The sequence below is a fragment of the Sphingobium sp. C100 genome (assembly GCF_000508185.1).
Lineage (GTDB): Bacteria > Pseudomonadota > Alphaproteobacteria > Sphingomonadales > Sphingomonadaceae > Sphingobium.
On the sequence record NZ_AYOY01000187.1, the window covers coordinates 1 to 24,632 of the forward strand.

Sequence of the window (24,632 nt, forward strand, 5' to 3'; positions counted from 1 at the left end):
ACCCCGCCGCCGCCGGCCCGCTGGTGGAGGCCTATCGCCGCCCGCGCCCGCGCCTGGCGGAAGGGGCGCTGCTCGCCCCCATCGCCACCGCGATGATGGACCTGTCCGACGGCCTGCTCATCGACGCGTCCCGCATGGGCGCGGCGAGCGGCGTCGCCATCACCATCGACCATGTGCCGCTGTCGCCCGCGCTGGAACAGGTGCGCGGCGCCAGCACCGCGGTCCAGATCGCCGCCGCGCGCGCGGGCGACGATTATGAGCTGCTCTTCACTTTGCCGCGCGGGCGCATGTGCCCGGTCCGCGCCATCCCGATCGGCCATGTCGCGGCCGGGTCGGGCCTCATCCTGATGATCGACGGCGCGTCCATTCCCTTGCCCGACCGGCTCGGCTGGGAGCATTGATCCCCATCCGCCGCCCGTCTTGACGCGGGCGGTGCGGTCTGTAGCTTTGCGTCACCCTATTTCTCAGCCGGTTGGAGCGCGTGCGATGCGTGACGTCCTGATGCTGATTGACGCGGTGCCCTATGCCGAACCCTTGTCCGGCAGCCCGCCCTTGCGCCCTTCGTCTGCCCGTCATTCCCTGCGGAGCGGCCGATGACAGCAACAACAGGGGGAGAGGAACAAGCATGGAGATAGTCTATATCGCCATAGGATGCGGCCTGCTGGCCGTGCTCTACGGGCTGTTCACGAGTCGCCAGATATTGGCCGCGTCACCGGGCAATGAAACGATGCAGGCGATCGCCGGCGCGATCCAGGAAGGGGCGAAGGCCTATCTTGGCCGCCAATATACGGCCATCGGCATCGTCGGCATCGTCGTTGCGGTGCTGGTCTTCGTCTTTCTCGGCCTGACGTCGGCGGTCGGCTTCCTGATCGGTGCGATCCTGTCGGGGGCGACGGGCTTTATCGGCATGAATATTTCCGTGCGCGCCAATGTCCGCACCGCCGAAGCCGCGCGCGGCACGCTGCAAAGCGGCCTGACCGTCGCGTTCCGGGCGGGCGCCATCACCGGGATGCTGGTGGCCGGCCTCGCCCTGCTCGCGATCAGCGCCTTCTTCTGGTATCTGACCGGCCCGGCCGGCCATGCGCCCGACGACCGGCTGGTGATCGATTCCCTGGTGGCGCTGGCCTTTGGCGCGTCGCTCATCTCCATCTTCGCGCGGCTGGGCGGCGGCATCTTCACCAAGGCGGCCGATGTCGGCGCCGACCTTGTCGGCAAGGTGGAAGCCGGCATCCCGGAGGATGATCCGCGCAATCCCGCCGTCATCGCCGACAATGTGGGCGACAATGTCGGCGATTGCGCCGGCATGGCGGCCGACCTGTTCGAAACCTATGTCGTCACCATCGGCGCGACCATGGTATTGACCGCGCTGCTGGTCACCGGCGTCGACAACGCCTTTCTGATGCGCCTGATGGCGTTGCCGCTGATCGTGGGTGGGGCGTGCATCATCACGTCGATCATCGGCACCTATATGGTGCGGCTGGGCGCCAGCCAATCGATCATGGGCGCGCTCTACAAGGGATTCTGGACCACCGCGATCCTGTCCATCCCGGCGATCTACGGCGTCACGACCTTCGTGCTGGGCGACATGACCACGGTGTTCGGCGCGGATCTGGATGGCGTGGGCGGCTATACCGGCATGGCGCTGTTCTGGTCGATGATGGTCGGCCTGGCGGTCACCGGCCTGCTGGTCGTCATCACCGAATATTATACCGGCACCAATTATCGCCCGGTCCGCTCGATCGCCAAGGCGTCGGAAACCGGCCATGGCACCAATGTGATCCAGGGGCTGGCGATCAGCCTGGAGGCCACGGCGCTGCCGACCCTGGTCATCGTCGTCGGCATCATCGTCGCCTACGGCCAGGCGGGGCTGATCGGCATCGCCTTCGCCGCGACCGCGATGCTGGCGCTGGCGGGCATGGTGGTGGCGCTCGACGCTTATGGCCCGGTCACCGACAATGCCGGCGGCATCGCCGAAATGAGCCATCTCGACGAAAGCGTCCGGGTCAAGACCGACGCGCTCGATGCGGTCGGCAACACGACCAAGGCGGTGACGAAGGGCTATGCCATCGGGTCGGCGGGGCTGGCTGCGCTGGTGCTGTTCGGCGCCTATACGGAGGATCTGAAATTCTACAACAGCGCGCTGGGCCTCACCGCGCCGGTCGATTTCAGCCTGTCCAACCCCTATGTCATCGTCGGCCTGCTGCTGGGGGCGCTGCTGCCCTATCTGTTCGGCGCCATGGGGATGACCGCGGTCGGCCGCGCGGCGGGCGACGTGGTCAAGGATGTGCGCGACCAGTTCGCCACCAACAAGGGCATTATGGAGGGCACGTCGCGGCCCAACTATGCGCGCACGGTGGATCTGGTCACGCGCGCGGCGATCAAGGAGATGATCGTGCCCAGCCTGCTTCCGGTGCTGGCGCCGATCATCGTCTATTTCGCGATCGCCGCCGTGGCGGGCGTCGATAATGGCTTTGCCGCACTGGGCGCGTTGCTCTTGGGCGTCATCGTGTCCGGCCTGTTCGTCGCCCTGTCGATGACCAGCGGCGGCGGCGCATGGGACAATGCGAAGAAATATATCGAGGATGGCCATCATGGCGGCAAGGGGAGCGAGGCGCACAAGGCCGCGGTCACCGGCGACACGGTGGGCGATCCCTACAAGGATACCGCCGGCCCGGCGGTCAACCCGATGATCAAGATCACCAACATCGTGGCCCTGCTGCTGCTCGCCGCGCTGGCGCATGGCGGTTGATTCAAGATATTGATTAACAGTCAATTTCAGGTGACGCGGGATCGGCTCCGTCCTAATAGGGGGCGGGGCCGATCTTGTTCGGGGGGAATGAATGAAACGCGTTGTCATCATGCTGGCGGGGGTCGCCGGCCTGTGGGGAACCATGGCTGCGGCGCAGACGCAGGCGCCTGCATCGCAATGGACGATCCAGGATTTCGCGGCGCTGCCGCTGATGGACCAGCCCATGCTGTCCCCCGACGGGCTGCACATCGCCAGCCGCGTGGCGATTGGCGGCGAACAACGGCTGGTGATCGCCGATGTTCACGAAGGACCGGACCGCATCCATATGCTGGGCCTGGGCGACAATGACCTCAACTGGTGGAAATGGGTGAATGACGACTGGCTGATCGCCGGCGTCGGCAATGAAAGCAATATCCGGGGTATGCCCTGGTATATCAGCCGCGTCGTCAGCGTGAAGCGCGATGGCAGCAAGATCAATCTGCTGGCCAAGAATGTCGCCGCGCAAAATGCCGACGATGTCATCTGGATGGCGCGCGACGGCACGCCGCGCATCCTGCTCTCCTATCAGACGTCCATCTATTCCAACGACGCGGGCTTCTGGCCGAAAGTGGATGAAATCGACGTCACCAACGGCCGGATGCACAGCGTCATCGCGCCCAGGGAATTTGTGCGCAGCTGGTATGCCGATGCGACGGGCACGGTGCGGATGGGCATCGGCTATAATGATTCGAGCCGCACCGCCAAGCTGCTCTACCGGCCCGACGCGCGGTCCAGTTTCCGCACCGTCGATCGCGCCGACCGGCGGCGCGACGAATCGCTGGTCGTGCCGCTGCTCTTCACCGCCGACCCGGCCCGCGCGGTCGCCAGCGACGATCATGAGGGCACCGATGCGCTCTATGAACTCAATCTCGATACGCTCGAACTGGGGGCGAAGATCTTCGCGGCGCCCGGCTTCGACATTGGCGGGATCGAGGAGGATGCCGCCGGCACGGCGCTGGCGGGCGTGCACTACACCGCCGATGCGCCGTCGGTGCATTGGCTGGACGCCAATCTGGCGAAGATTCAGGCCGATCTCGACAAGGCGGTGGGCGATCGGCGCGCGCGGATCATTTCCACCAGCCGCGACGGCCAGCGCATGATCGTCCATGTCGGCACGCCCGACCAGCCTGGCGCTTATTATTATTACGACACCGCCGCCGGGGCGATGAGCCTGCTTTCGCGGGTCAGCGACAAATTCGCGACCAAGACCCGGCTCTCCCCGGTCAGCACCATCCACTATAAGGCGCGCGACGGGCTGGACATCGCCGCCGTGCTGACCCTCCCGGCGGGCAAGGATCCGAAAAACCTGCCGTTCATCCTGTTGCCGCATGGCGGCCCCTTCGCCCGCGACGCGGAAAGATGGGACTGGTGGGTGCAGTTCCTCGCCTGGCGCGGCTATGCCGTGCTCCAGCCCAATTATCGCGGATCGTCGGGCTTTGGCACCGCCTTCGCCGAAAAGGGGGAGGGACAATGGGGCCTCGCCATGCAGGACGACCTTAACGATGCGGTCGACTGGGCGGTGAAGCAGGGCATCGCCGATCCAGGACGCGTCTGCATGGTGGGCGCTTCCTATGGCGGCTATGCGGCGATGCGCGCGGCCCAGCGGGACGGCGCCAGATATCGCTGCGCCGTATCCTATGCCGGCGTGTCCGACCTTGGCGCGATGATGCGCTATGACCGGCGCTTTCTCTATCATGGCACGCGCAAGGACTGGATGAAGGAACAGGCGCCCGATTTCGCGTCGGTGTCGCCGATCGGCCATGCGGCGCAATTTACGACGCCGATCCTGTTGATGCACGGCAAGAAGGACCGCCGCGTCCAGGTCAGCCAGTCGCGCGAGATGGCGGAAAAGCTCAAGGCCGCCGGCAAGGTGGAGGGCAAGGACTATATCTATGTCGAACAGCCGCTGGCCGACCATCATTTCTCGCGCGAGGCGGACCGGCTGGATTTCCTGGAGCGGCTCGACGCCTTTTTGAAAGCGCATAATCCCGCCTGATCCCGACGGGCGGGCGCGACCATGATTCCCGGCCGGAATCATGGTCGGCCGCGCCTCTTTGCGCGCTGTCCTATCGCCATGCGGTCATGCGACGGGCAGTGCGAAGATCCGCGGCGAGCTATCTGCGATATTTACCTTAATTTTCAATATATTGTGCCCTGAAAGGAAAAATGTCGCCATGCTTCACTCGCGCGATCTTTCGGCGCGGCGACCGGGCGCCGCTTGCCCCTCTTTCCGGCCGCGCCTATAGGCCGCGCCATGACCGCCGAACCTTTCCGTTCCCAGCTCGCGGCGCTGGAACAGCGCGGCCGGCTGCGTCGCCTGTCGCCGCGTGCCGGCCGCGATTTCGCCTCCAACGACTATCTCGGCCTGGCCGGCGATCCGATGATCGCCCAGGCCGTGGCCGACGCCGTCGCCCGCGGCGTGCCGCTGGGATCGGGCGGCTCGCGGCTGCTGCGCGGCAATGCGCCCGAACATGAAGGGCTGGAGGCGAAGGCCGCCGCCTTCTTCCGCACCCAGGCCGCCCTGTTCGTCGCCAATGGCTATGTCGGCAACCTGGCGCTGTTCTCCACCCTGCCGCAGCGTGGCGACCTGATCGTCGCGGACGCGCTGATCCATGCCAGCGTCCATGACGGCATCCGCATGTCGAAAGCGACCGCCGTCTTTGCCGCGCATAATGACGTGCAGAGCTTCGCCGACCTGATCGCCGCCTTCCGCGCCGAAGGGGGCAAGGGGCGCGTGTGGATCGCGGTGGAAACGCTCTATTCGATGGACGGGGACATGGCCCCGCTCGCCGACCTCGCCAAGCTGGCGGCGAAGCATGATGCGATGCTGTTGCTGGACGAAGCGCATGGCACCGGCGTCTTCGGTCCCGGTGGCCGGGGGCTTTCGGCGGGACTTGACGGGCTGCACAATGTCGTCACGCTCCACACCTGCGGCAAGGCGATGGGGGCCGAAGGGGCGCTGATCTGCGGGCCGCGCATCCATGTCGACTATCTCATCAACCGCGCCCGTCCCTTCATCTACTCCACCGCCCCCTCGCCGCTGATGGCCGTCGCCGCCTCCGCCGCGCTCGACCGGATCGAGGCGGCGGATAATCGCCGCGACCGGCTCGCCACCCTGCGGCAGGACGCGGCGGAGGCGATCTGCGCGCCGCTGGGCCTGCCGCGTCCGCGCAGCCAGATCGTGCCGGTAATCCTGAACGAGGATGCCCGCACCATGGCCGCCGCCGCCGCCTTGCAGGAGGCCGGCTTCGACGTGCGCGGCATCCGCCCGCCCACCGTTCCGGCCGGCACCAGCCGGCTGCGCGTCTCCCTGACCCTCAATATCGGGCGCAGCGACGTGCTGGCCCTTGGCGACATGCTGCGCCGGCTGGCGCAATGACCGTCCTCATCGTCACCGGCACGGACACCGACATCGGCAAGACCGTCTTTGCCGCCGGCCTCGCCGGGGCGCTCGGTGCTTATTACTGGAAGCCGGTTCAGGCCGGGGTCGAACCGGAAGGGGACAAGGAACGGGTCGCCGCCCTGTCCGGCCTGCCCGCCGACCGCATCCTGCCCGAAGCCTATCGTCTCGCCACCCCCGCCTCGCCCCACCTCGCCGCGCGGATCGATGGCGTGGACATCCGCCTCGATCGCCTGACCCTGCCGCAGGTCGAAGGGCCGCTGGTGGTGGAAGGGGCAGGGGGCGTGCTCGTCCCGCTCACCGATACGCTGCTGATGGCGGACCTGTTCGCGCATTGGCGTTGTCCGGTGATCCTGTGCGCGCGCACTGGCCTTGGCACCATCAACCACAGTCTGCTGAGCGTCGAGGCGCTGCGGGCGCGGGGCGTGGCGATAGCCGGCATCGCCTTCATCGGCGATCCTCATGCGGAAAATGAGCGCATCATCCCGCAGCTTGCCCGCGTGCCCTCGCTCGGCCGTCTGCCGCGGATCGACCCGCTCGACGCCGCCAGCCTGGCCGCGGCCTTCGCCACGCATATCCGCTTGCCCGAAGCTCTCAACCGCCGATAGATTTCGACCAACGACATGGACAAGCCTGTTGCACGAGCGTTCAAGTCCCGCTCAGGCCGGGCGTGTCACAAGCGCCCGAACGGATAGCAAGCAAGGGACGCTTTGATGAACAAACTCCTCCTGGGCGCCGCCGCCGGCGCGCTCGCCCTGGCCGTGACCACGGCCCATGCCGATCAGGCAGCGACGCCCGCCGCCGCTTCCACCGCCAAGCCCACTTATGGCACATTCGGCTTCGACAGTGCCGGCATGGACAAGTCGGTGAAGCCGGGCGACGATTTCTATGATTATGCCAATGGCACCTGGGCGAAGAACACGCCCATCCCGGCCGACAAGTCCAACTATGGCGCCTTCAACACGCTGGACGACCTGTCGCGCGAGCGCACCAAGGGCATTCTCGAAGCGGCGCAGGCGGACCCGAACAGCAAGATCGGCAACGCCTATGCCGCCTATATGGACGGCGGCACGGTCGAGGCCAAGGGATTGGCGCCGATCAAGCCCTGGCTCGCCGAGATCAATGGCGTCACCGATCGCGCCCAATATGCGAAGATCGCCGCCAAGGCCGCGCGCGCCGGCATTCGCGGCCCGTTCCGTTTCTATGTCGGGCAGGATGACAAAGACCCGGAAACCTACATCCTTTCCATGATGCAGGGTGGCCTGGGCCTGCCCGACCGCGACTATTATCTCGACCAGGGCGAGAAGATGGCGGCGATCCGCACCGCCTATGTCGCGCATCTGGAAAAGATGCTGACCCTGGCCGGCGAGGCCGATGCCAAGGCCCGCGCGCAGGCGCTGATGGCGTTCGAGACGGAGATCGCCAAAGTCCATTGGACCCAGGTCGACAGCCGCGATGCCGACAAGACCTATAACAAGATGACGCTGGCCCAGTTGCAGCAGGCGGCCCCCGGTTTCGACTTTGCCGGCTATTATGCCGCCAATGACCTGAAGCCCGCCGACCTGATCGTCGCCCAGCCCAGCGCGGTCGCCGGCGAAGCCGCGCTGATCGCCAAGGCGCCGCTGCGGGTGCTCAAGGATGGGCTGCTGCTTTCCAGCCTGCACGCCTATGCCGACTATCTTCCCGACAGCATCGCCAATGCCGATTTCGCCTTTTACGGCACCACCTTGTCCGGCACGCCCGAACGCGAGGAGCGCTGGAAGCGGGGCGTGACCTTCCTCAAGGAGTCGCTTGGCGAAGAAGTGGGCAAAGTCTATGTCGCCAAATATTTCCCGCCCGAAACCAAGGCGGCGATGGACGAACTGGTCAAGAATGTGCTCGCCGCCATGGGACGCCGCATCGACGGTCTGTCCTGGATGAGCGACACGGCCAAGGCGCGCGCGCACAAGAAGCTGGCCGCCTTCACGCCCAAGATCGGCTATCCCGACAAATGGCGCGATTATACGGGGCTGGAGATCAAGCGCAACGACCTGTTCGGCAATGCGATGCGCTCCAACAATTTCGAGTTCGCCTATAATATCAACAAGCTTGGCAAGCCGATCTATCGGTGGGAATGGGGCATGACGCCGATGGAGATCAACGCCTATGCCAATTTCGGCATGGTGGAGATCGTCTTCCCCGCTGCCATCCTGCAACCGCCCTTCTTCGATCCGCACGCCGACCCGGCGGTCAACTATGGCGGTATCGGCGCGGTGATCGGCCATGAACTCAGCCATCATTTCGACGATCAGGGCGCAAAATATGACGAGACCGGCAAGCTCAACCAGTGGTGGACAGATCAGGACGTCGCCAATTTCAAGGCGCTGACCCAGAAACTCGGCGCGCAATATGACGCCTATGAACCCTTCCCCGGCGCGCATGTGAAGGGCGCCTTCACCATGGGTGAAAATATCGGCGACCTGGGCGGCCTTGCCGTGGCGCTTGATGCCTATCATGCCTCGCTTGGAGGCAAAAAGGCGCCGGTGATCGACGGGCTGACCGGCGATCAGCGCTTTTTCCTGGGATGGGCGCAGGTGTGGCGGCGCAATTATCGCGAGGCGAATCTGCGCCAGCGCCTGGTCACCGACCCCCACGCGCCGTCGCAATATCGCGCCGACATCGTGCGCAATTTCGATGCCTGGTATGATGCGTTCAAGCCTGCGCCAGGCGGTAAAATCTATTTGGCTCCGGAGAATCGAGTGAAGATCTGGTAAGAAATGGCCGGGCCGGCACAGCATTATGCGCCGGCCCGATACTATATCTGTCTGTCAGGCCGTTTGGTAAAAAGGACAGGGTGAATGGAACCCGGCAATCGTCCTTATAATGGCTCGATTCGACGGAATACCCCTTTTCTGCTTCGGGCACGTCCCTCAAATTATTGGGGTGACAGTGCAAAGGAGAAGACAAATGAAGGGTCTGAGGAGTTCTTATATGATGAAGGCCGGCATCGCGTCGGCCGCTCTGTTCGTCGCCATGCCGCTTGCCGCACAGTCGAGCCCGGCCGCACCCGCTGAGCCTGCCGCCCCTGCCGCGAGCGCCGGCAATTTCAGCGATGCCGAAATTCAGCAGTTTGCAGCAGCGGCAATGGAAGTGACCAAGATCCAGCAGGATTCATCCATTGCGGCGGCCGACAAGCAGCCCAAGATGCTGGCCGCCGTCCAGTCGTCGGGCCTGCCGCCCGAAAAGTTCAATCAGATCGGTCAGGCGGCCGCTGCTGATCCAGCGTTGCAGCAGCGGATCCAAGCGTCTGCGCCTGCCGCTGCGGCGCCCGCTCCCACAACGCCAACCGAGCCGGCACAGCCAGCCCAGCCGCCGCAATAATATAGGCTGAATATCGACAAAGAGGCGGCCCCCGCAAGGAGGCCGCCTCTTGCACATTCGCCATTGTAACCTGGTTCCCGGCGCGAGGAAAAATATCGGGGGTGACGCCGTCGCCTGCGTCTGTCTATGCTGCTCATTATGCAGGAACAGGCCCTTTCCATTGCGCTGATCGGTATATTCGGGATTGGCGCGCAATGGATCGCCTGGCGCACGGGCTGGCCCGCCATTGCCCTCATGCTGGCCGCTGGTGTGATCGGCGGTCCGGTGCTGCACCTCATCAATCCCGAGCATGTGTTCGGGGAACTGCTGGAACCGATGGTGTCGGTCGCGGTGGCGCTGATCCTGTTCGAAGGCGGGCTCAGCCTCAATTTTCGGGAACTACGCAAGACCGACGGCGCCGTCACGCGGCTGGTGTTGCTCGGCGCCCCGATCGGCTGGGTGCTGGGGGCGATCGCCTGTTTCTATGTGGCCGGCCTCGTCTGGCCGGTGGCCATCCTGTTCGCGGGCATATTGGTCGTCACCGGGCCGACCGTCGTGATGCCGCTGTTGCGCCAGTCGAACATAGCCGCCCGGCCGCGCGCAATCCTGAAATGGGAGGCGATCGTCAACGATCCGGTCGGCGCGCTGCTGGGCGTCGTCACCTATGAATATCTGCGCCGCGCGGGTGAGGGCGGAACGCTGGCGTCGGTCATCCTCTCGCTGGTCGCCGCCGCGGTCGTCGCCGGCCTGATCGGCTGGCTGGCGGCGCGCGCTGTCTGCTGGCTGTTTCCACGCGGTCATGTGCCTGAATATCTGAAGGCTCCGGTGCTGCTGGTCGCGGTGATCGGCGTTTTCGTCCTGTCCAACGCCATCCAGCAGGAAACCGGGCTGCTGGCAGTTACGGTCATGGGCGTGGCGCTGGCCAATATGCGGCTCGATTCGTTGCGGGACATCCAGCCGTTCAAGGAGAATGTCACCGTTCTCCTCATCTCCGGCGTGTTCGTGATCCTTTCGGCGTCGCTGGATTTCGACGTGCTGCGCCAGTTCGAATGGCGCTTCCTCGCCTTCCTGCTGGTGCTGCTGTTCCTGGTGCGCCCGGCGACGGTGTTGCTGAGCCTCGCCTTCAGTCCCGTGCCCTGGAATGAAAGGCTGCTGGTCGCATGGATAGCGCCGCGCGGTATCGTCGCGGTGGCGATCTCGGGTCTATTCGCGCTGCGGCTCGACCGGCTCGGCTATAGCGATGGGTCGATCCTTGTCACCTTGTCTTTCGCGGTGGTGGTGGTGACCATCCTGTTTCATGGCTTTTCGATCAAGCCGGTGGCCCGCCTGCTCAAGGTGACAGGCGCGTCCGACCAAGGGTTGCTGATCGTGGGCGCCACGCCCTTCAGCCTGGAACTGGCCACGCAATTGCGCCAGCTGGAAGTGCCGGTCACGATTGCCGACAATAGCTGGCAGCGGCTGGCGCCCGCGCGCCATGCGAACATTCCGACCTACCATGGCGAGATATTATCGGAAGCGACGGAAGAGCGGTTGGACCTGACCCAGTTTCAGGTGCTCGCCGCCGCGACCGACAACGAAGCCTATAATGCGCTGGTCTGTAGCGAGTTCGCGCCGGAAATCGGCCGTGACAATGTCTATCAACTGGGCGATGCGAGCGATGACGAGGATCCGCGCGCGCTGCCAGAATCGCTGCGCGGCCGTGCGCTGTTCTCGTCAGGCCATGGCGTGGAAGACATCATGCAGCGCGAGGAGCAGGGCTGGGCCTTTCGCAAGACGCGGATCAGCGAGCAGTTCGATTATGAGGCGGCCCGCGCATCCCTGCCCGAAGGCGCGGACATGCTGTTGCTGCTGCGCAAGGGAGGCGCGCTGCGTTTCTTCACCCATGCCTCGCGTCCCACGCCCCAACCCGGCGACACGATCCTGTCCTATGTGCCGCCCGCTCCGCCCAGGTCGAAAGGAGAGGAAGAATGACAAGATTGGCCCCTGTCGTGCTGCTATGCACCCTGGCCGCCTGCCAGCCGCCCGAGGCGGACAAGATGGTCAACGAAGCCGACGCCGCCGGCAACGCCGCCAACATGGCGGCGGCCAATGAGAGCGACAATGCGGACGAACCGCAGCGCTCGATCCTGCGCCCGGAGGTGATCGAACCGGAAGAGCCGCCCAAAATCGAGCCTGCACAAGCCGTGATCGGGTTCGGCGCCACGCCGATGAAGCTCGACGATGCGGCCACCGCGGCGCTTGATGCGGTGATGGATACGCCGGCGTTCAAGGCGGGCGGGCCGATCATCCTGCGCGGGCATAGCGATTCGCGGGGCGCGGACGGCGACAACAAGGTGGCGTCGCGTATCCGCGCCGAATTGGCGCGCGACTATCTGGTCAAAAAAGGCGTGGCCGAGGATCGGATCAGCGTGATCGCTATCGGCGAAGGCCGGCCCATAGCACCCAATGCGAAGGAAGACGGCAGCGATGATCCGGAAGGCCAGGCGAAGAATCGCCGGGTCGAGGTGACCGTTGCACTGCCGACGGTCGTCGTCCCGCCCCCAATCGAGCCGAACGCGCCGGAGACACCATAGCCATGATCCGCGCTCTTCCCTAAAGGGCGGGACATGATTTCTCCCGTCTGGCACCCCTTCACCCAGCATGGCCTGAACGAGCCTGTTCCCCACATCGTCCGGGCGGAAGGCGCGTTGCTGCATCTGGCCGATGGGACGACCCTGATCGACGCCATATCGAGCTGGTGGGTGACGACGCATGGCCATTGCCATCCGCGCATCGCCGCTGCCATCGCCCAACAGGCGAGCACGCTGGATCAGTTGATCTTCGCAGGCTATACCCATGAACCGGCCGAAGAGGTGGCGCGGGGTTTGATCGATCTGGCGCCGCGCGGGCAGGGGCAGCCCGACCTGCGGCATGTCTTCTATTCCGACAGCGGGTCGACCGCGGTCGAGGTCGCGCTCAAGATGGCGCTTGGCTATTGGCACAATCTGGCGCTCGACGGGCGCGGGGAAGCGCGCAGCCGCATCCTCGTGCTGGAGCATAGCTATCATGGCGACACCATCGGCACGATGTCGGTGGGCGAGCGCGGCGTCTACAATGCCGCCTGGACGCCCCTGCTCTTCGACGTCGACACCATCCCCTTTCCAGAGCCGGGCAAGGCGCAGGCGTGTCTCGACGCGCTCGAAGCCGCCTGCGCGGACCGTCCCGCCGCCTTCATTGTCGAGCCGCTGATTCTGGGGGCCGGGGGAATGCTCGTCTACCCGCCCGCTATCCTGCGCGATATGGCGGCGATCTGCCGCCGTCATGACGTGCTCTTCATCGCTGACGAGGTGATGACCGGTTGGGGCCGGACCGGGACGCTCTTCGCCTGCGAACAGGCAGGGGTCGTGCCCGACATCATGGCCGTGGCCAAGGGGATTACGGGCGGCGCAATTCCGCTCGCCGCCACGCTGGCGACCGAATCGATTTTCGAGGCGCACCGTTCGACCGACCGCGCCCGGCTTTTCTATCATTCGTCCAGTTATACGGCGAATGCCATCGCCTGCGCCGCCGCCGCCGCCAATCTGGCGATCTGGCGCGAGGAGGATGTGCTGGGCCGAATCGCAACTCTCGCTGACGGGATCGCGCACCGCTTGGCCGAACTGGCGCTGCATCCCGCCTTTGCCAATCCACGTCAGCTGGGCACGATCGCCGCCATCGACCTGACCGCGCCGGATGCGGGCTATCTGTCCGATCTTGCGCCGCGCCTGCGCGCCTTCTTCCTGGAACGCGGCCTCTTGCTCCGGCCGCTGGGCAACACCATCTATATGATGCCGCCCTATTGTCTCGATGTTGACCAGCTCGATTTGATGTTCGCGGCACTTCACGCTGCCGGTGAAAAGTTTGGCGTGCACAGCTGACTTTCATTTTGCACGATTTGGCGCTATGGCGGCGCGATTTTTTGCTTACTCGGGATATTATGGCCAAAGAAGAACTGCTTGAAATGCGCGGACAGGTTGTGGAGCTTCTCCCCAACGCCATGTTCCGCGTCCGGCTTGAGAATGATCATGAAATTCTCGGCCACACTGCCGGCAAGATGCGCAAGAACCGCATTCGTGTGTTGGTGGGCGACGAGGTGCTTGTCGAACTCACCCCCTACGACCTGACCAAGGGTCGGATCACCTATCGTTTCAAATAAGCCGCGCGACTGATGCGGCTCATCCTTGCTTCGGCTTCTCCCAGGCGGCGCGACCTTCTGGGGCAGATCGGCGTCGTGCCTGATGCCGTCGATCCGGCCGATATCGACGAAACGCCCCGCAAGCACGAACTGCCCGCCGTCTACGCCGCGCGCGTCGCGGCGGAAAAGGGCGTGGCGGTGGCGGCGCGCCATCCTGGTGCGCTGATCCTGTCGGGCGACACGGTGGTCGCGGCGGGCCGACGAATCCTGCCCAAGGCGGAGAGTGAGGCGGAGGCCCGTGCTTGCCTGACCCTGCTTTCAGGGCGCCGCCACCGCGTGTGGAGCGCGATCACGCTGATCGACGGTGAGGGGCGCGCGCGCCATCGGCTGTCCGACAATGTGGTCATCTTCAAGCGGTTGGAGCGGGCGGAGATCGACCGTTACATCGCCAGCGACGAATGGCGCGGAAAGGCGGGCGGCTATGCCATACAGGGCCGCGCGGCGGGTTTGATCCGCGCGATCCAGGGCAGTCACAGCGCCATCATGGGCCTGCCCCTTTACGAAACCCGCGCGCTGCTCAAGGCGGCGGGCTATCCCCTCGACTAGGAAAAGAAATGGCCGAATGGCTCTATGAAGAAGGTATTGGCGAGGCGCGCGCCGCGTTGATCGAACATGGCCGCCTGGTCGAAGCGCTGGTGGAGCGCGAGGGCGAGGCGGCGCGGGCAGGCGCGGTGGCACAGGGGCGCCTGATCGCCACCATCATTCCGAGAAAGCGGGGCATTGTGCGCCTGACCTCCGGCGAAGAGCTGTTGCTGGAGCCGATCCCGCCCCGGCTGGCCGAGGGCGCCAATGTCCTGGTGGAGATCATGCGCGAAGCCATTCCAGAGGAAGGTCGCCCCAAGCGCGCGAAGGGCCGCGTGGCGCAACCGGGCGTGAAAGCGCATCAAGGTCCCAGCCTGTTGCAGCGCATCCGGGCGACCGGGGTGCCCGTCACGCCATGCCCCGCGCATGAGGAAGACCGGCTGGAGGCGCATGGCTGGAGCGAGTTGATGGAAGAGGCGATAAGCGGGGAGGTCGGGACCGAGGCCGCCGCGCTGCGGCTCTATCTGACACCGGCGATGCTGCTGATCGATGTGGACGGATCGCTGCCGCCCGCGCAGCTTGGCCCCAAGGGCGCGAAGCTTGCGGCGCAGGCGGTCCGCCGCATGGGCCTGAGCGGTTCGATCGGCATCGACCTGCCGACGATGAACAACAAGGATGAGCGGATGATCGCCGCGGCGCAGATCGACAAATATCTGCCGCTCCCTTTCGAGCGGACGGCTGTCAACGGTTTTGGTTTTCTGCAGATCATTCGTCGTCGCGAGCGCGCCAATTTGATGGAGTTGCTGCGCGAGGATGCGGTTCTGACCGCGACGCTGGCGCTGCTGCGACGGGCGGAGCGGCATGGGACGGGCGGCGCGGCCGCGCTGACCGCTGCGCCCGCCATCATCGACTTGCTGCATCTGCGCCAGGACTGGACCGAGCAGCTTTGCCGTCGCCGGGGCGGCGCGATAAGCTTGCACGCGGACCCGGCGCTCACCATATCGGGCGGACATGTCGCCTAGAGCCTCCCATTGCCCGATCTGCGGTGCGTCTTCGCAAGCCGAGACCCGCCCCTTTTGCGGCCCTGCCTGCCGCGACCGGGATCTGCTGCAATGGCTGGGCGAGGGCTATCGCGTCGCTGGTTCGCCGGCGGACGAAATCATGCAAAAAAACCGCAACGAAGGGCTGGACAGTCAGTCGGATTGACGCTTATAGGCACGCCTCCATCCGGCGGGGCCTCCGCCGAAGGCCCGTGCCCGGGTAGCTCAGTTGGTAGAGCATGCGACTGAAAATCGCAGTGTCGGCGGTTCGAATCCGTCCCCGGGCACCATTTCCTCATTCGTTGTTCCCGATACCTTGTGCCACAACCGGTTCAGAATCGACTGGCCGATGGCGCTGAAAATAATCGCTGTTCCTGCCTCCAGGCCCCTCAAGGCCTCAGCGGGCAACGATATAGAGTCTAAATTCGACTCCTTGGATGCCTTCAGGCTAACGGCAAGGCTCCCCCTTATCGGGAGTGAAGAAGGGCGGGCAGGGGCGAAACGGACGTCCTCCGCTGATGCCAGAGGAAATCCATGCGGCTCGAGCATTGACCCGCCGGCGGGACTACGCACAAATCCTGCAACGATAACGCAACCGGGGAATGGCAGTGGACCGTTGGCAAGCCATGAAGATTTTCGTCCGAGTGGCGGAGACGGGCAGCTTCGCTCAGGCTGCGCGGCAATTGCACCTGAGCCCGCCAGTGGTCACCCGTGTGATCGCGGCGCTGGAAGACCAGATTGGTGTGCGGCTCCTTACCAGGACGACGCGTTCGGTAAAGATGACTGAAGCGGGCAGCGGCTATTTCGAAGATTGTCGCCGCATTCTGGCTGACATGGCGGATGCGGAAGCGGCGGCGGCGGGGTCGCACGGCAATCCGACGGGCACCCTACTGGTCACGGGATCGGTGATGTTCGGGCAGATATATGTGCTGCCTATCCTGCTCGAATATCTTGATCGCTTTCCGGCTGTGACGGGACGCAGCCTGTTCGTCGATCGCATCGTCAATATCATCGAGGAAGGGGTCGATGTTGCGATCAGGATTGGCCACCTGCCTGATTCAGGTCTCAGCGCCATCAGGGTGGGGCAGGTCAGGCGGGTTATCTGCGGCGCGCCAGCCTATTTCGAAAAGCACGGCATCCCGCGCACCCCGGCCGATCTGGCGCATCATCGGATAATATTGCCGACGGGCGCCTGGGTATCGCCGGACTGGCATTTCGGAACGGACGGCAAGACCAGCATCACGGTCCATCCCCGGTTGCTCTGCAATACCAATGAGGCGGCTATCGCTGCGGCCGAGCAGGGATGGGGACTGACCCGCATTCTGTCCTATCAGGTCGGCGAGCCCTTAGCTGACGGGCGCCTGCTTGCAGTGCTCGATCAATATGCAGAAAAACCCCTGCCCATTCATGTCGTTCACGCCGAGGGCCGCCGTACCGCCGCTAAGGTGCGGAATTTCGTAGATTTGGCGGTGGAACGTCTAAGAGCATATCCGCCATTCCAGTGATGGCCTCGCCGCATATCGGCATCATTCCATTTTCAAGAATTATGAGTTCGGTAATGAGGAAATTATCACCGATCTCCGCAACGATTATCTCTGCTTGCACAGGCTGATGCCGCTGCTCGGCACTGCGGGCAAGATGGAGGACAAGATGAACCGACTGGTCATTTCGCTGCTGCTGGCGACCGCCAGCATGACGGTGTCGATGAATGCGATCGCTGCCCCGGTCCCCGATACGACCATGGCCCGCCCGGCGCCTGCCACCGTTCACTATCGCACCGCCACGGTTGAGGGCGTGAAGATATTCTATCGCGAGGCCGGCCCGGCCGACGGCCCGGTTGTGTTGCTGCTCCACGGTTTTCCGACATCGTCGCACATGTTCCGCAACCTCATCCCGCAACTGGCCGACCGCTATCATGTGATTGCACCCGACTATCCGGGCTTTGGCCAGAGCGATGCGCCCGGTCATGAGACATTCACCTACAGCTTTGCCCATTATGCTGACATGGTCGATACGCTGATGGGCCAGCTCGGCGCAAAGCGCTACGCCATGTATGTCATGGATTACGGCGCCCCTGTCGGCTATCGGCTGGCGCTCAAGCATCCCGAGCGGGTCAGTGGGCTGATCGTTCAGAACGGCAATGCCTATGAGGAGGGGCTGGGCGCCTTCTGGGATCCGGTCAAGGCCTATTGGAAAAGCGGTTCGGCCGAAGATCGCGCCGCGCAGGCGTGGGTGGTGACACTCAAGGCGACGAAGTTCCAATATACCGATGGTGTCAAGGACGTGTCGCGCATCAGCCCGGACAATTGGGTGCAGGATCAGGCGCTGCTCGACCGGCCGGGGAACAAGGACATCCAGCTCGACTTGTTCTACGACTATCGCACCAACGTGCCGCTCTATCCCCGATTCCAGCAATTCTTCCGCGACCGCAAGCCGCCGACGCTGATCCTGTGGGGCAAGAATGACACGATATTCCCCGAATCCGGCGCGCATCCTTACATGAAGGATCTGCCCGATGCGGAGATGCACATCCTCGACACCGGGCATTTCGCGCTGGAGGACAAGCTTGATGTGATGGCGCCGCTGATCCGCGATTTCCTCGACCGCGAGGTGGCGGCCCGCTGAGCTGTTGGCCAGGGCGGCGCCCGCCGCCCCGGTATCCCTGCCGACCCGGAGACGATCCATGCCCTACGGCTTTCTCGACATCGCCATCACCCCCAGTGTCCGCGCGGCGCAGGCCGAAATGGGTGCCGCTGAGCAGTGGGAGCAGTTCAAGGGGCATAGGGAATTCGACCGGTTCACCCCCCATGAAACCGCGTTCATTGCGGCGCGCGACAGCTTTTACATCGCATCGGTGTCTCAAAGCGGCTGGCCCTATGTTCAGCATCGCGGCGGACCGGCCGGCTTCCTCAAGATGATCGACGACCAGACCCTGGCCTTTGCCGACTATCGCGGCAACCGCCAATATATCAGCACTGGCAATTTCGCGGCGGACGATCGCGCGAGCCTGATCCTGGTGGATTATCCCCGGCGCGCCCGGCTCAAAATCTACACCCATGTCGAAAAGCTGGCGCTTGATGCCGATCCGGCGCTGACCGATCTTGTCATCGACGGCGGCTACAAGGCGCGGCCCGAGCGGATATTCCGGCTGCGGCTGGCGGCGTTCGATTGGAACTGCCCCCAACATATCACCCCGCGCTTTACCGAGCGCGAGATCGAGCAGGCGGTGCAACCGCTGCATGAGCGGCTTGCGCAGCTGGAAGCGGAAAATGCGGCGCTGCGAGGCCGTCTGGATGGAAAAGGAGACGCATGATGGACAGCCCGAGACCACCCCTGCCGCCCTTCACGATAGACAGCGCAATCGAGAAGGTCCGACTGGCCGAAGATGGCTGGAACAGCCGCGATGCCGCCAGGGTCGCGCTGGCCTATACGCCTGACAGCCAATGGCGCAACCGGGCCGAATTTGTGACCGGCCGCACCGCCATCGTCGAGTTCCTGACCCGCAAATGGCAGCGCGAACTGGATTATCGGCTGATCAAGGAATTATGGGCGTTCGCCGGAAACCGCATTGGGGTGCGCTTCGCCTATGAATGGCATGACGACAGCGGCAACTGGTTCCGCTCTTACGGCAACGAGAATTGGGAGTTCGACGAGAGCGGGCTGATGCGCAGGCGCTTTGCCTGCATCAATGACGCGCCGATGCGCGAGCAGGACCGCCGCTTTCACTGGCCGCTCGGCCGCCGCCCGGAGGACCATGCGAGCCTGAGCGATCTGGGTCTCTAGCTGTTTTTGCCGATGGGAATATTCCCTCTAGGTTCGAACCGGACCAGAGAGGATTTCGTACGACGAGGGCTCCTCGTGCAGCCCGAGCGGTCGGAGTGGATCGGCAATCAGGCCGCTGACCATCGCGGCCTGAATGGTTGTGACCGGCCAGAATCTGGACAACGGCCCCACCAACCGGTCGCGGATCAATGGCAACAACCGGCTGTCCGATTGGTATACGGGCGTGAACAGAGCCGTGAGCCACTGATAGATCAGCACATGGCGACGGCGCAGCTTGACGCCCTGCGCAATGCCCTCGTCGATGTTGCAAGCCCCCGCCAGCCCCTTGGCGAGCGCCCATGCGTCGAGCAGGGCCATGTTCGCGCCTTGCCCGAGTTGCGGACTGGCTGAATGCCAGGCGTCGCCGATATGGACCAGCGCCGGTTCCGCAGGTGCGCGAAGCGTTCGATGGGCGTAACGGGCGAAGGTCAATTGCGCGACATCGTGAAGTTGATCGAGCAGCGGCGCGCAATCCGGCCATAGCGCCGCGACCTGATTTTTCCATGGCGCCAGTCCGCCCTGTCGCCAATCCTCCAATCGATCGGCCCGAAGAGACCAGAAGAAGGCGGCCTTTGGCGATTGCGCATCCGGTGGTGTGCCGATGGGCAGGACGCCCGCCATGATATTCGCGCGATTATAGCGCTGTTCGAGCATGTGGGGATTAAAGCCTCCTTCCTGGGGCCAATCGAGACTGGCCCACAGTGCGCCATAGGCCAGTTCCCGGCCCGATGGTGGCGCCAGCGGTGTTCGGGTGCCCAACGCATCCACGACAAGATCATGGGGGCCGCTTGTATCACCATCAGTGAAATGCAGCGCGCGTTTCGTTCCGACCAGGCTGCTTCCAGTCAATGTCCGATCGGTATGGATGGCGATGCCGGATTGCCGCACCGCTTCATGCAATATCATGAACAGGCTGGCGCGATGAATGCCGATCCCGAACAGGTCCGGGCGGCGCAGAGCCGTATAGCGGACGTCCAGGACGACGCGTTCGCCCGCCTTGCCGAACAGCCGGTCGACCCGCGACCCCTGGGCCAGCACCGCATCCAGCAGGCCGAGCCTGGCAAGGACCGCCATGCCCGTGGGCTGGATCATCAAGCCCGAACCAACCGGCCGCGCGCTGTTGAAGCGTTCGAACAGGGTGACTTTGTGCCCCGCGCGATGGAGTAACAGCGCTGCTGTAAGTCCGCAGGGTCCACAGCCCGCGATCGCAATGTCCAACCCCCGCATCATGCCGGTCTAAACCAGGATCACATGGCTTCCAATAGGATCAAGGATGGGGATAGAGCTTCAATTTGAAGATCTTGCATCCAGCGACGCCGTTTCGTCGTGCCTCGGCTCATATCGCCAAACCTGCCCGTCCCGCAGAAAAGGGCCGAAGCATCGCTTCGGCCCGGAGGAAGATCAGCCTGTCATGTCGATCAATAGGTGAGCCGCGCCGTAACGCTGAGGCGGCGGTCGGAAATGGTGGCGGTTCTCGGCCGCGTGCTCAGGCCGAAATAGGAGTCCTTGCGCGCATTGGTGATATTGCGCGCATCCATGCCCAGCGTGAATTGCGGCGTGACTGCATAGGTCATCGAGGCGTCGAGCTGACCGAATGGCCGCACGAAGATAGGCAGGTTGCCCGTCCCTACTCCCGATGTCGTCTCCACGAACTTGCTGCGCCAATTGTAGGCGGTCCGGAGCGAAAAGCCGCCCTTTTCGTAGATGCCGACGATGTTATAGCTATATTTCGACAGCTGTTCGAGCGGCACCTGGATCGCCGGACCGGAAATGGCCGGACTGGGCGCCTCGGAGTCCACATAGGTGAAGTTGGCTTGCATGCCGAGGCCGTTGAGCGGTCCCGGCAGGAAGTCGAAAAACTGTTGGTAGGACAATTCCGCGCCCTTGACCGTGGCCGTGTCGGCGTTGGTGTAGGACGTCACCTGATAAGTGTAAGTGTCGCCACTGGGGAAAGTAATGTCACGCGGGCTGATCGCTGTCTGAATGAAGCCCTTGATCCGCTTGTAGAAACCGGCGACCGCAATATAGCCGGTACGATCGAAATACCATTCCAGCGATGCGTCGAAGTTCCGCGATGTCATCGGCTTCAGGAACGGATTGCCTCCCGATGCCGTGTGGATCTCGTTCTGTTGCGCGGGGCCGGGTTCTGTGAGGGTCAGGCTGGGGTTCAGTTGACCGAAGCTGGGCCGTGCCAGGTTGGCCGACGCCGCCAGCCGCAATTGCAGATTGTCGCGAAGGTGCACCCGAAAATTGAGGCTGGGCAGGACTTTGGTGTAGGAATCGCTGAATGTGATCTGATTGAATTCCGGCGGACCGGTCATGCTCGAACCGTCCGGCGCGATGATCTGAGGCACCTGCTGATAGAAGCCCGATACATCGAGGCTGGTCTTCACGATACGAACGCCGATATTGCCATCGACCGGAACCGACAGGGGCCGCGCGTCAAAGAAGGCGGCGATGTAGCCCGCATAGGTCTGCTGGCTCTGCGCGTTCGACCCGCTCGGCAGATATTCGGGCGGGCCGTCAATGCCGAACGCGGCCAGCGTCTCATCATAGTTGCCGATCGTATCGAGCGGGAAGGTGATCACGCTGTCGAATACGTCCGCCTTGCCGCGGAAAATGTCAGATAGTGAATAGGGTACATAATCACCGCGACCGTTGACGCTGGTATAGCGATACCCGGTGGTACGCGTGCCGGCCTGACGATCGGCATAGCGAAATCCTGCGCGCAGCGACTGTAGGATGCTGTCGTCGAAACTATATTTGATATCCAGCCTGCCGCTCTTTTCGGTGCCGCGAGAGCGGCTGAAATTGTCGAGATAGCCATTATGCGTGAACAGCGACGGGTCGCTGGTGTCGGTTGCCGGAACGGTGCCGAAGGACGGCACGGCGCCGGATACGTCCTGGTAGAAGGTCGTGCTCGGACCGTTGGTGATGACGATCTGATTGGCGGTGCGGGTGTTCGACCGGATATATTGGCCATCGGCCGTGATTTCCAGATTGGACGTAGGCGTCCAGCGCGCATTGAGTGAATAGTCCGTGGTGGTCGACCGTCGGGTGGTGAGACTGGCATAGGAGCCGAGCGGTACGTCCTGCCATGTGCCGCTCAGGAAATCGCCGTTGTCGGAAAATTCGAAGTCTGCTCCGGGCGCGGGCGTGATGGGTGCATCACCCGTCGTCGCAAAGAAGGCGTTGCCGCGGATGTTGAACTTGTAATTGTTGCGGAAGACTTCTCCCGTCACAGTCAGCGTGTCGGAAGGCTTCCACTGAAGCGCGACATCCAGCCCGAAGCGTCGGCGATTGCCGCTGTTCTTGTTGAGGCCACCTCCATGCGGGATCGTCGTGGCGATCCCCGACCGCCCCAGCGCCGCCGCAACGGCAGCGTCGTCGGGATTGATGAAATTGCCGTCTGCGTCACGGTCCTGATTGAGCGTATAGAAGGGTTCGGTCGAAATCTGGTCGTCGCGGAAATAGGCCTTCTGGTAGGCGACGTCGATCAGCAGGCCGATTTCGCCGATGCCCGTATCCCATCTGTCGCTCAGAAGCACCGACCCCGAAGGGCCGCTTTTACGGACGAGATCATAATAATTGTTGGTGATGGATGCGGCAGCTTTGAAACCGCTGAAATCAAAGGGCTTACGCGTGCGGAAATTAATGACGCCGCTCAATTGCCCCTCAATCTGGTCCGCCGATGGATTCTTGTATACGTCGACGCCCGCCAGCAGTTCGGCCGGCACATCCTCAAGATTCAGCTGATCCGTGTCGCTGGCGGTGAAGATGTCGCGGCCGTTGAGCTCTGTGCGAACCTGTGTAAGCCCACGGATCGCAACCGAACTGCCTTCGCCATAGCTACGCTGGATCTGAATGCCTGCCACGCGTTGCAGCGCCTCGGCAACATTGCGATCAGGCAATTTGCCGATGTCTTCTGCAACGATCGAATCCACAATCTCGTCGGAGTTGCGCTTGCGCGCCTGCGCTGACTGAAGGCTTGCGCGAACACCGGTGACGATGATGTCGGTGGTCTGCGCATCATCCTGAACCGAAGTCGTGGCTGCGTCGCTTTGCGCGACCGCAGGAGCGGCCCACGCAAGGCATAGCGGCAAGGGGGTCAGCGCGAGGCGCATCCGATTCCGGTAGAGCCCGAAACTATCCTGCGTCAACACATCTCTCCCGCATGAATTCTGATATATTCTCACGGATAGAATTCAAATCTCACAAGTGCAATGTAAAAATCCAGTTTTTCTGGGCCTTTGCCGCAAAGCCAGCCACTCCCAGCCTTTTCAAAGCATTTCTCTATATGAAAAATTATTTGTAAAAATGCGAATCACGGCAATTGACAGGCTGCAAAGCCGAACGCGGTAAACAATGGCGAGCGGGGAGTCGTGGCCTCGCGCGCGCTCCTGTCGCTAACCTGGCAAGAGACATTGCCAGGGACAGATGCGCCGACCGGAGATGTTGGGCGACCCGCGGTGAGCAGGGCGTCGCTCAGAATATCGCGATGGCTTTCAGCACATGATCCGCATCGTCGATCAGTTGTGGCAGCCGGGTCGCCATGTTCTGCGCGTCGAAACTGTGCGTGTGCAGGGCAGACACGGGTATCTTCCCATCAAGCATCGCCTGCTTCACCCGCTCAAAATCCGATGAGAGGGCGTTGCGACTGGCCATCACCGTCGTTTCACGCTTGTGCAGTTCCGGGTCTGGCAGAATCAGATCCCCAGGCGCGACGCCGACAAAGACCAGCGTCCCGCCATGCGCGACATAATGGAGACTCTGCGCCATCGCGCTCAGCGATCCCGTCGCGTCGAACACGATATCGAACATTTCGCCGTCGCTTCTGTCGAGCAGGGCCTCGGCCAGGGTCGTGTCGGCAAGGGCGACATGGTCGAAGCCGAGATGGTCGCGCGCATAGTCAAGGCGGGCCTGCCGGGTGTCAATCATTGTGATGTCTGCGCCGTTCAGCCGCGCGAACAATCCGGCGGCAACGCCGATCGGACCTGCGCCGACGATCAGCACCCGATCGCCTGCGCCGACCGTTGAACGCGCGACCGCGTGCGCGCCGATGGCCAGAAATTCGAGCATGGCGGCCTCGTCCGGCGTCAGGCCGGTCGCGTCAATAAGGGCGCTCTCTGGAACGGAAAGCATTTCCGCCATGCCACCATCGGCATGGACGCCCAGGACGCTGACGTTGACGCAGGCATTGGGTTTGCCCTTGCGACAGGCGATGCAGACGCCGCATGCGAGGTAGGGATTGATTGCTACCAACTGGCCGGGCCGCAACGACGAACCTGCGGCAATCGCTTCGATTTCGCCTGACAATTCATGGCCCATCACACGCGGATAGGAGAGGAATGGATGACGGCCGCTGTAGATGTGAAAGTCAGTGCCGCACAGTCCCACGCGGCGGATCCGGATGAGTGCTTTCCCCGGCTGGGCCGTTGGAGAGGGCCGATCCTCAATGTCGATCTTGCCTGGCTCACGACACACAACAGCCTTCATCACCGGTTCCTC

Annotated in this window: 21 protein-coding genes and 1 tRNA gene; 19 read left to right on the forward strand and 3 right to left on the reverse strand. The window is 63.5% G+C overall.

Annotation, left to right across the window (positions count from 1 at the left end):
• From C100_RS0125295 to C100_RS43620, 19 genes are all read left to right on the forward strand, one after another.
• Positions 1-401 (forward strand): thiamine-monophosphate kinase (locus C100_RS0125295; RefSeq protein ID WP_031310141.1); only part of this gene is annotated, 401 nt, incomplete at its 5' end.
• 224 nt (positions 402-625) lie between these two features.
• Positions 626-2,749 (forward strand): sodium-translocating pyrophosphatase, encoded by a 2,124-nt coding sequence (locus tag C100_RS43540; protein WP_024021441.1) that lies wholly within the window; start codon positions 626-628, stop codon positions 2,747-2,749.
• A gap of 91 nt (positions 2,750-2,840) precedes the next feature.
• Positions 2,841-4,784: an alpha/beta hydrolase family protein gene (locus tag C100_RS43545; protein WP_024021442.1), complete on the forward strand. Its 1,944-nt coding sequence runs from the start codon at positions 2,841-2,843 to the stop codon at positions 4,782-4,784.
• A 258-nt stretch (positions 4,785-5,042) separates the two neighbouring features.
• A complete protein-coding gene (locus C100_RS43550; protein WP_024021443.1) occupies positions 5,043-6,167 on the forward strand; it encodes an 8-amino-7-oxononanoate synthase in 1,125 nt (374 codons plus the stop codon).
• Complete coding sequence (gene bioD, locus C100_RS43555) at positions 6,164-6,796, forward strand: dethiobiotin synthase (RefSeq protein ID WP_024021444.1); 633 nt, start codon at positions 6,164-6,166, stop codon at positions 6,794-6,796. Before C100_RS43550 ends, bioD begins: the two co-directional genes overlap by 4 nt.
• Before the next feature lie 105 nt (positions 6,797-6,901).
• On the forward strand, positions 6,902-8,941 hold the full coding sequence (locus C100_RS43560; protein WP_024021445.1) for a M13 family metallopeptidase: 2,040 nt from the start codon (positions 6,902-6,904) through the stop codon (positions 8,939-8,941).
• Between the two features lie 193 nt (positions 8,942-9,134).
• Entirely contained in the window at positions 9,135-9,548 is a 414-nt protein-coding gene (locus C100_RS43565) for a DUF4168 domain-containing protein (RefSeq protein ID WP_024021446.1), read from the forward strand.
• 126 nt (positions 9,549-9,674) lie between these two features.
• Positions 9,675-11,498 carry a cation:proton antiporter gene (locus C100_RS43570; RefSeq protein WP_024021447.1) on the forward strand — a complete coding sequence of 608 codons (1,824 nt, stop codon included), beginning with the start codon at positions 9,675-9,677 and terminating at the stop codon, positions 11,496-11,498.
• Positions 11,495-12,100 carry an OmpA family protein gene (locus C100_RS43575; protein ID WP_024021448.1) on the forward strand — a complete coding sequence of 202 codons (606 nt, stop codon included), beginning with the start codon at positions 11,495-11,497 and terminating at the stop codon, positions 12,098-12,100. Before C100_RS43570 ends, C100_RS43575 begins: the two co-directional genes overlap by 4 nt.
• A gap of 33 nt (positions 12,101-12,133) precedes the next feature.
• Positions 12,134-13,423 (forward strand): adenosylmethionine--8-amino-7-oxononanoate transaminase, encoded by a 1,290-nt coding sequence (locus C100_RS43580; RefSeq protein WP_024021449.1) that lies wholly within the window; start codon positions 12,134-12,136, stop codon positions 13,421-13,423.
• A gap of 59 nt (positions 13,424-13,482) precedes the next feature.
• Positions 13,483-13,701 (forward strand): translation initiation factor IF-1, encoded by a 219-nt coding sequence (gene infA, locus C100_RS43585; protein ID WP_003049127.1) that lies wholly within the window; start codon positions 13,483-13,485, stop codon positions 13,699-13,701.
• A 12-nt stretch (positions 13,702-13,713) separates the two neighbouring features.
• On the forward strand, positions 13,714-14,286 hold the full coding sequence (locus tag C100_RS43590; protein ID WP_024021450.1) for a Maf family protein: 573 nt from the start codon (positions 13,714-13,716) through the stop codon (positions 14,284-14,286).
• An 8-nt stretch (positions 14,287-14,294) separates the two neighbouring features.
• Complete coding sequence (locus C100_RS43595; protein WP_024021451.1) at positions 14,295-15,284, forward strand: hypothetical protein; 990 nt, start codon at positions 14,295-14,297, stop codon at positions 15,282-15,284.
• Positions 15,274-15,468, forward strand: coding sequence for a DNA gyrase inhibitor YacG (locus tag C100_RS48035; protein WP_024021452.1), 195 nt, complete (start codon positions 15,274-15,276; stop codon positions 15,466-15,468). Before C100_RS43595 ends, C100_RS48035 begins: the two co-directional genes overlap by 11 nt.
• A gap of 48 nt (positions 15,469-15,516) precedes the next feature.
• Positions 15,517-15,592 (forward strand) — tRNA-Phe (locus tag C100_RS43600).
• A 336-nt stretch (positions 15,593-15,928) separates the two neighbouring features.
• Entirely contained in the window at positions 15,929-16,807 is an 879-nt protein-coding gene (locus C100_RS43605; protein ID WP_200866588.1) for a LysR family transcriptional regulator, read from the forward strand.
• Between the two features lie 145 nt (positions 16,808-16,952).
• Complete coding sequence (locus tag C100_RS43610) at positions 16,953-17,927, forward strand: alpha/beta fold hydrolase (protein WP_031310146.1); 975 nt, start codon at positions 16,953-16,955, stop codon at positions 17,925-17,927.
• A 58-nt stretch (positions 17,928-17,985) separates the two neighbouring features.
• On the forward strand, positions 17,986-18,615 hold the full coding sequence (locus tag C100_RS43615) for a pyridoxamine 5'-phosphate oxidase family protein (RefSeq protein WP_024021455.1): 630 nt from the start codon (positions 17,986-17,988) through the stop codon (positions 18,613-18,615).
• Positions 18,615-19,085, forward strand: coding sequence for a nuclear transport factor 2 family protein (locus tag C100_RS43620; protein ID WP_024021456.1), 471 nt, complete (start codon positions 18,615-18,617; stop codon positions 19,083-19,085). Before C100_RS43615 ends, C100_RS43620 begins: the two co-directional genes overlap by 1 nt.
• Positions 19,086-19,112: 27 nt before the next feature.
• Here C100_RS43620 and C100_RS43625 read toward each other — a convergent pair whose 3' ends face one another.
• The 3 genes from C100_RS43625 to C100_RS43635 form a co-directional block, all read right to left on the reverse strand.
• On the reverse strand, positions 19,113-20,354 hold the full coding sequence (locus tag C100_RS43625; RefSeq protein WP_024021457.1) for an FAD-dependent oxidoreductase: 1,242 nt from the start codon (positions 20,352-20,354) through the stop codon (positions 19,113-19,115).
• 188 nt (positions 20,355-20,542) lie between these two features.
• Complete coding sequence (locus tag C100_RS43630) at positions 20,543-23,284, reverse strand: TonB-dependent receptor (protein WP_235219132.1); 2,742 nt, start codon at positions 23,282-23,284, stop codon at positions 20,543-20,545.
• Positions 23,285-23,609: 325 nt separating this feature from the next.
• On the reverse strand, positions 23,610-24,620 hold the full coding sequence (locus C100_RS43635; RefSeq protein ID WP_031310148.1) for a zinc-binding alcohol dehydrogenase family protein: 1,011 nt from the start codon (positions 24,618-24,620) through the stop codon (positions 23,610-23,612).
• Positions 24,621-24,632 lie beyond the last annotated feature (12 nt).

Excerpts from the sequence above, each read along its gene's own strand:
- C100_RS43540 (WP_024021441.1), top strand. The coding sequence starts at position 626 with ATGGAGATAGTCTATATCGCCATAGGATGCGGCCTGCTGGCCGTGCTC.
- C100_RS43545 (WP_024021442.1), top strand. The coding sequence starts at position 2,841 with ATGAAACGCGTTGTCATCATGCTGGCGGGGGTCGCCGGCCTGTGGGGA.
- C100_RS43550 (WP_024021443.1), top strand. The coding sequence starts at position 5,043 with ATGACCGCCGAACCTTTCCGTTCCCAGCTCGCGGCGCTGGAACAGCGC.
- bioD (WP_024021444.1), top strand. The coding sequence starts at position 6,164 with ATGACCGTCCTCATCGTCACCGGCACGGACACCGACATCGGCAAGACC.
- C100_RS43560 (WP_024021445.1), top strand. The coding sequence starts at position 6,902 with ATGAACAAACTCCTCCTGGGCGCCGCCGCCGGCGCGCTCGCCCTGGCC.
- C100_RS43565 (WP_024021446.1), top strand. The coding sequence starts at position 9,135 with ATGAAGGGTCTGAGGAGTTCTTATATGATGAAGGCCGGCATCGCGTCG.
- C100_RS43570 (WP_024021447.1), top strand. The coding sequence starts at position 9,675 with ATGCTGCTCATTATGCAGGAACAGGCCCTTTCCATTGCGCTGATCGGT.
- C100_RS43575 (WP_024021448.1), top strand. The coding sequence starts at position 11,495 with ATGACAAGATTGGCCCCTGTCGTGCTGCTATGCACCCTGGCCGCCTGC.
- C100_RS43580 (WP_024021449.1), top strand. The coding sequence starts at position 12,134 with ATGATTTCTCCCGTCTGGCACCCCTTCACCCAGCATGGCCTGAACGAG.
- infA (WP_003049127.1), top strand. The coding sequence starts at position 13,483 with ATGGCCAAAGAAGAACTGCTTGAAATGCGCGGACAGGTTGTGGAGCTT.
- C100_RS43590 (WP_024021450.1), top strand. The coding sequence starts at position 13,714 with ATGCGGCTCATCCTTGCTTCGGCTTCTCCCAGGCGGCGCGACCTTCTG.
- C100_RS43595 (WP_024021451.1), top strand. The coding sequence starts at position 14,295 with ATGGCCGAATGGCTCTATGAAGAAGGTATTGGCGAGGCGCGCGCCGCG.
- C100_RS48035 (WP_024021452.1), top strand. The coding sequence starts at position 15,274 with ATGTCGCCTAGAGCCTCCCATTGCCCGATCTGCGGTGCGTCTTCGCAA.
- C100_RS43605 (WP_200866588.1), top strand. The coding sequence starts at position 15,929 with ATGAAGATTTTCGTCCGAGTGGCGGAGACGGGCAGCTTCGCTCAGGCT.
- C100_RS43610 (WP_031310146.1), top strand. The coding sequence starts at position 16,953 with ATGAACCGACTGGTCATTTCGCTGCTGCTGGCGACCGCCAGCATGACG.
- C100_RS43615 (WP_024021455.1), top strand. The coding sequence starts at position 17,986 with ATGCCCTACGGCTTTCTCGACATCGCCATCACCCCCAGTGTCCGCGCG.
- C100_RS43620 (WP_024021456.1), top strand. The coding sequence starts at position 18,615 with ATGGACAGCCCGAGACCACCCCTGCCGCCCTTCACGATAGACAGCGCA.
- C100_RS43625 (WP_024021457.1), bottom strand. The coding sequence starts at position 20,354 with ATGATGCGGGGGTTGGACATTGCGATCGCGGGCTGTGGACCCTGCGGA.
- C100_RS43635 (WP_031310148.1), bottom strand. The coding sequence starts at position 24,620 with ATGAAGGCTGTTGTGTGTCGTGAGCCAGGCAAGATCGACATTGAGGAT.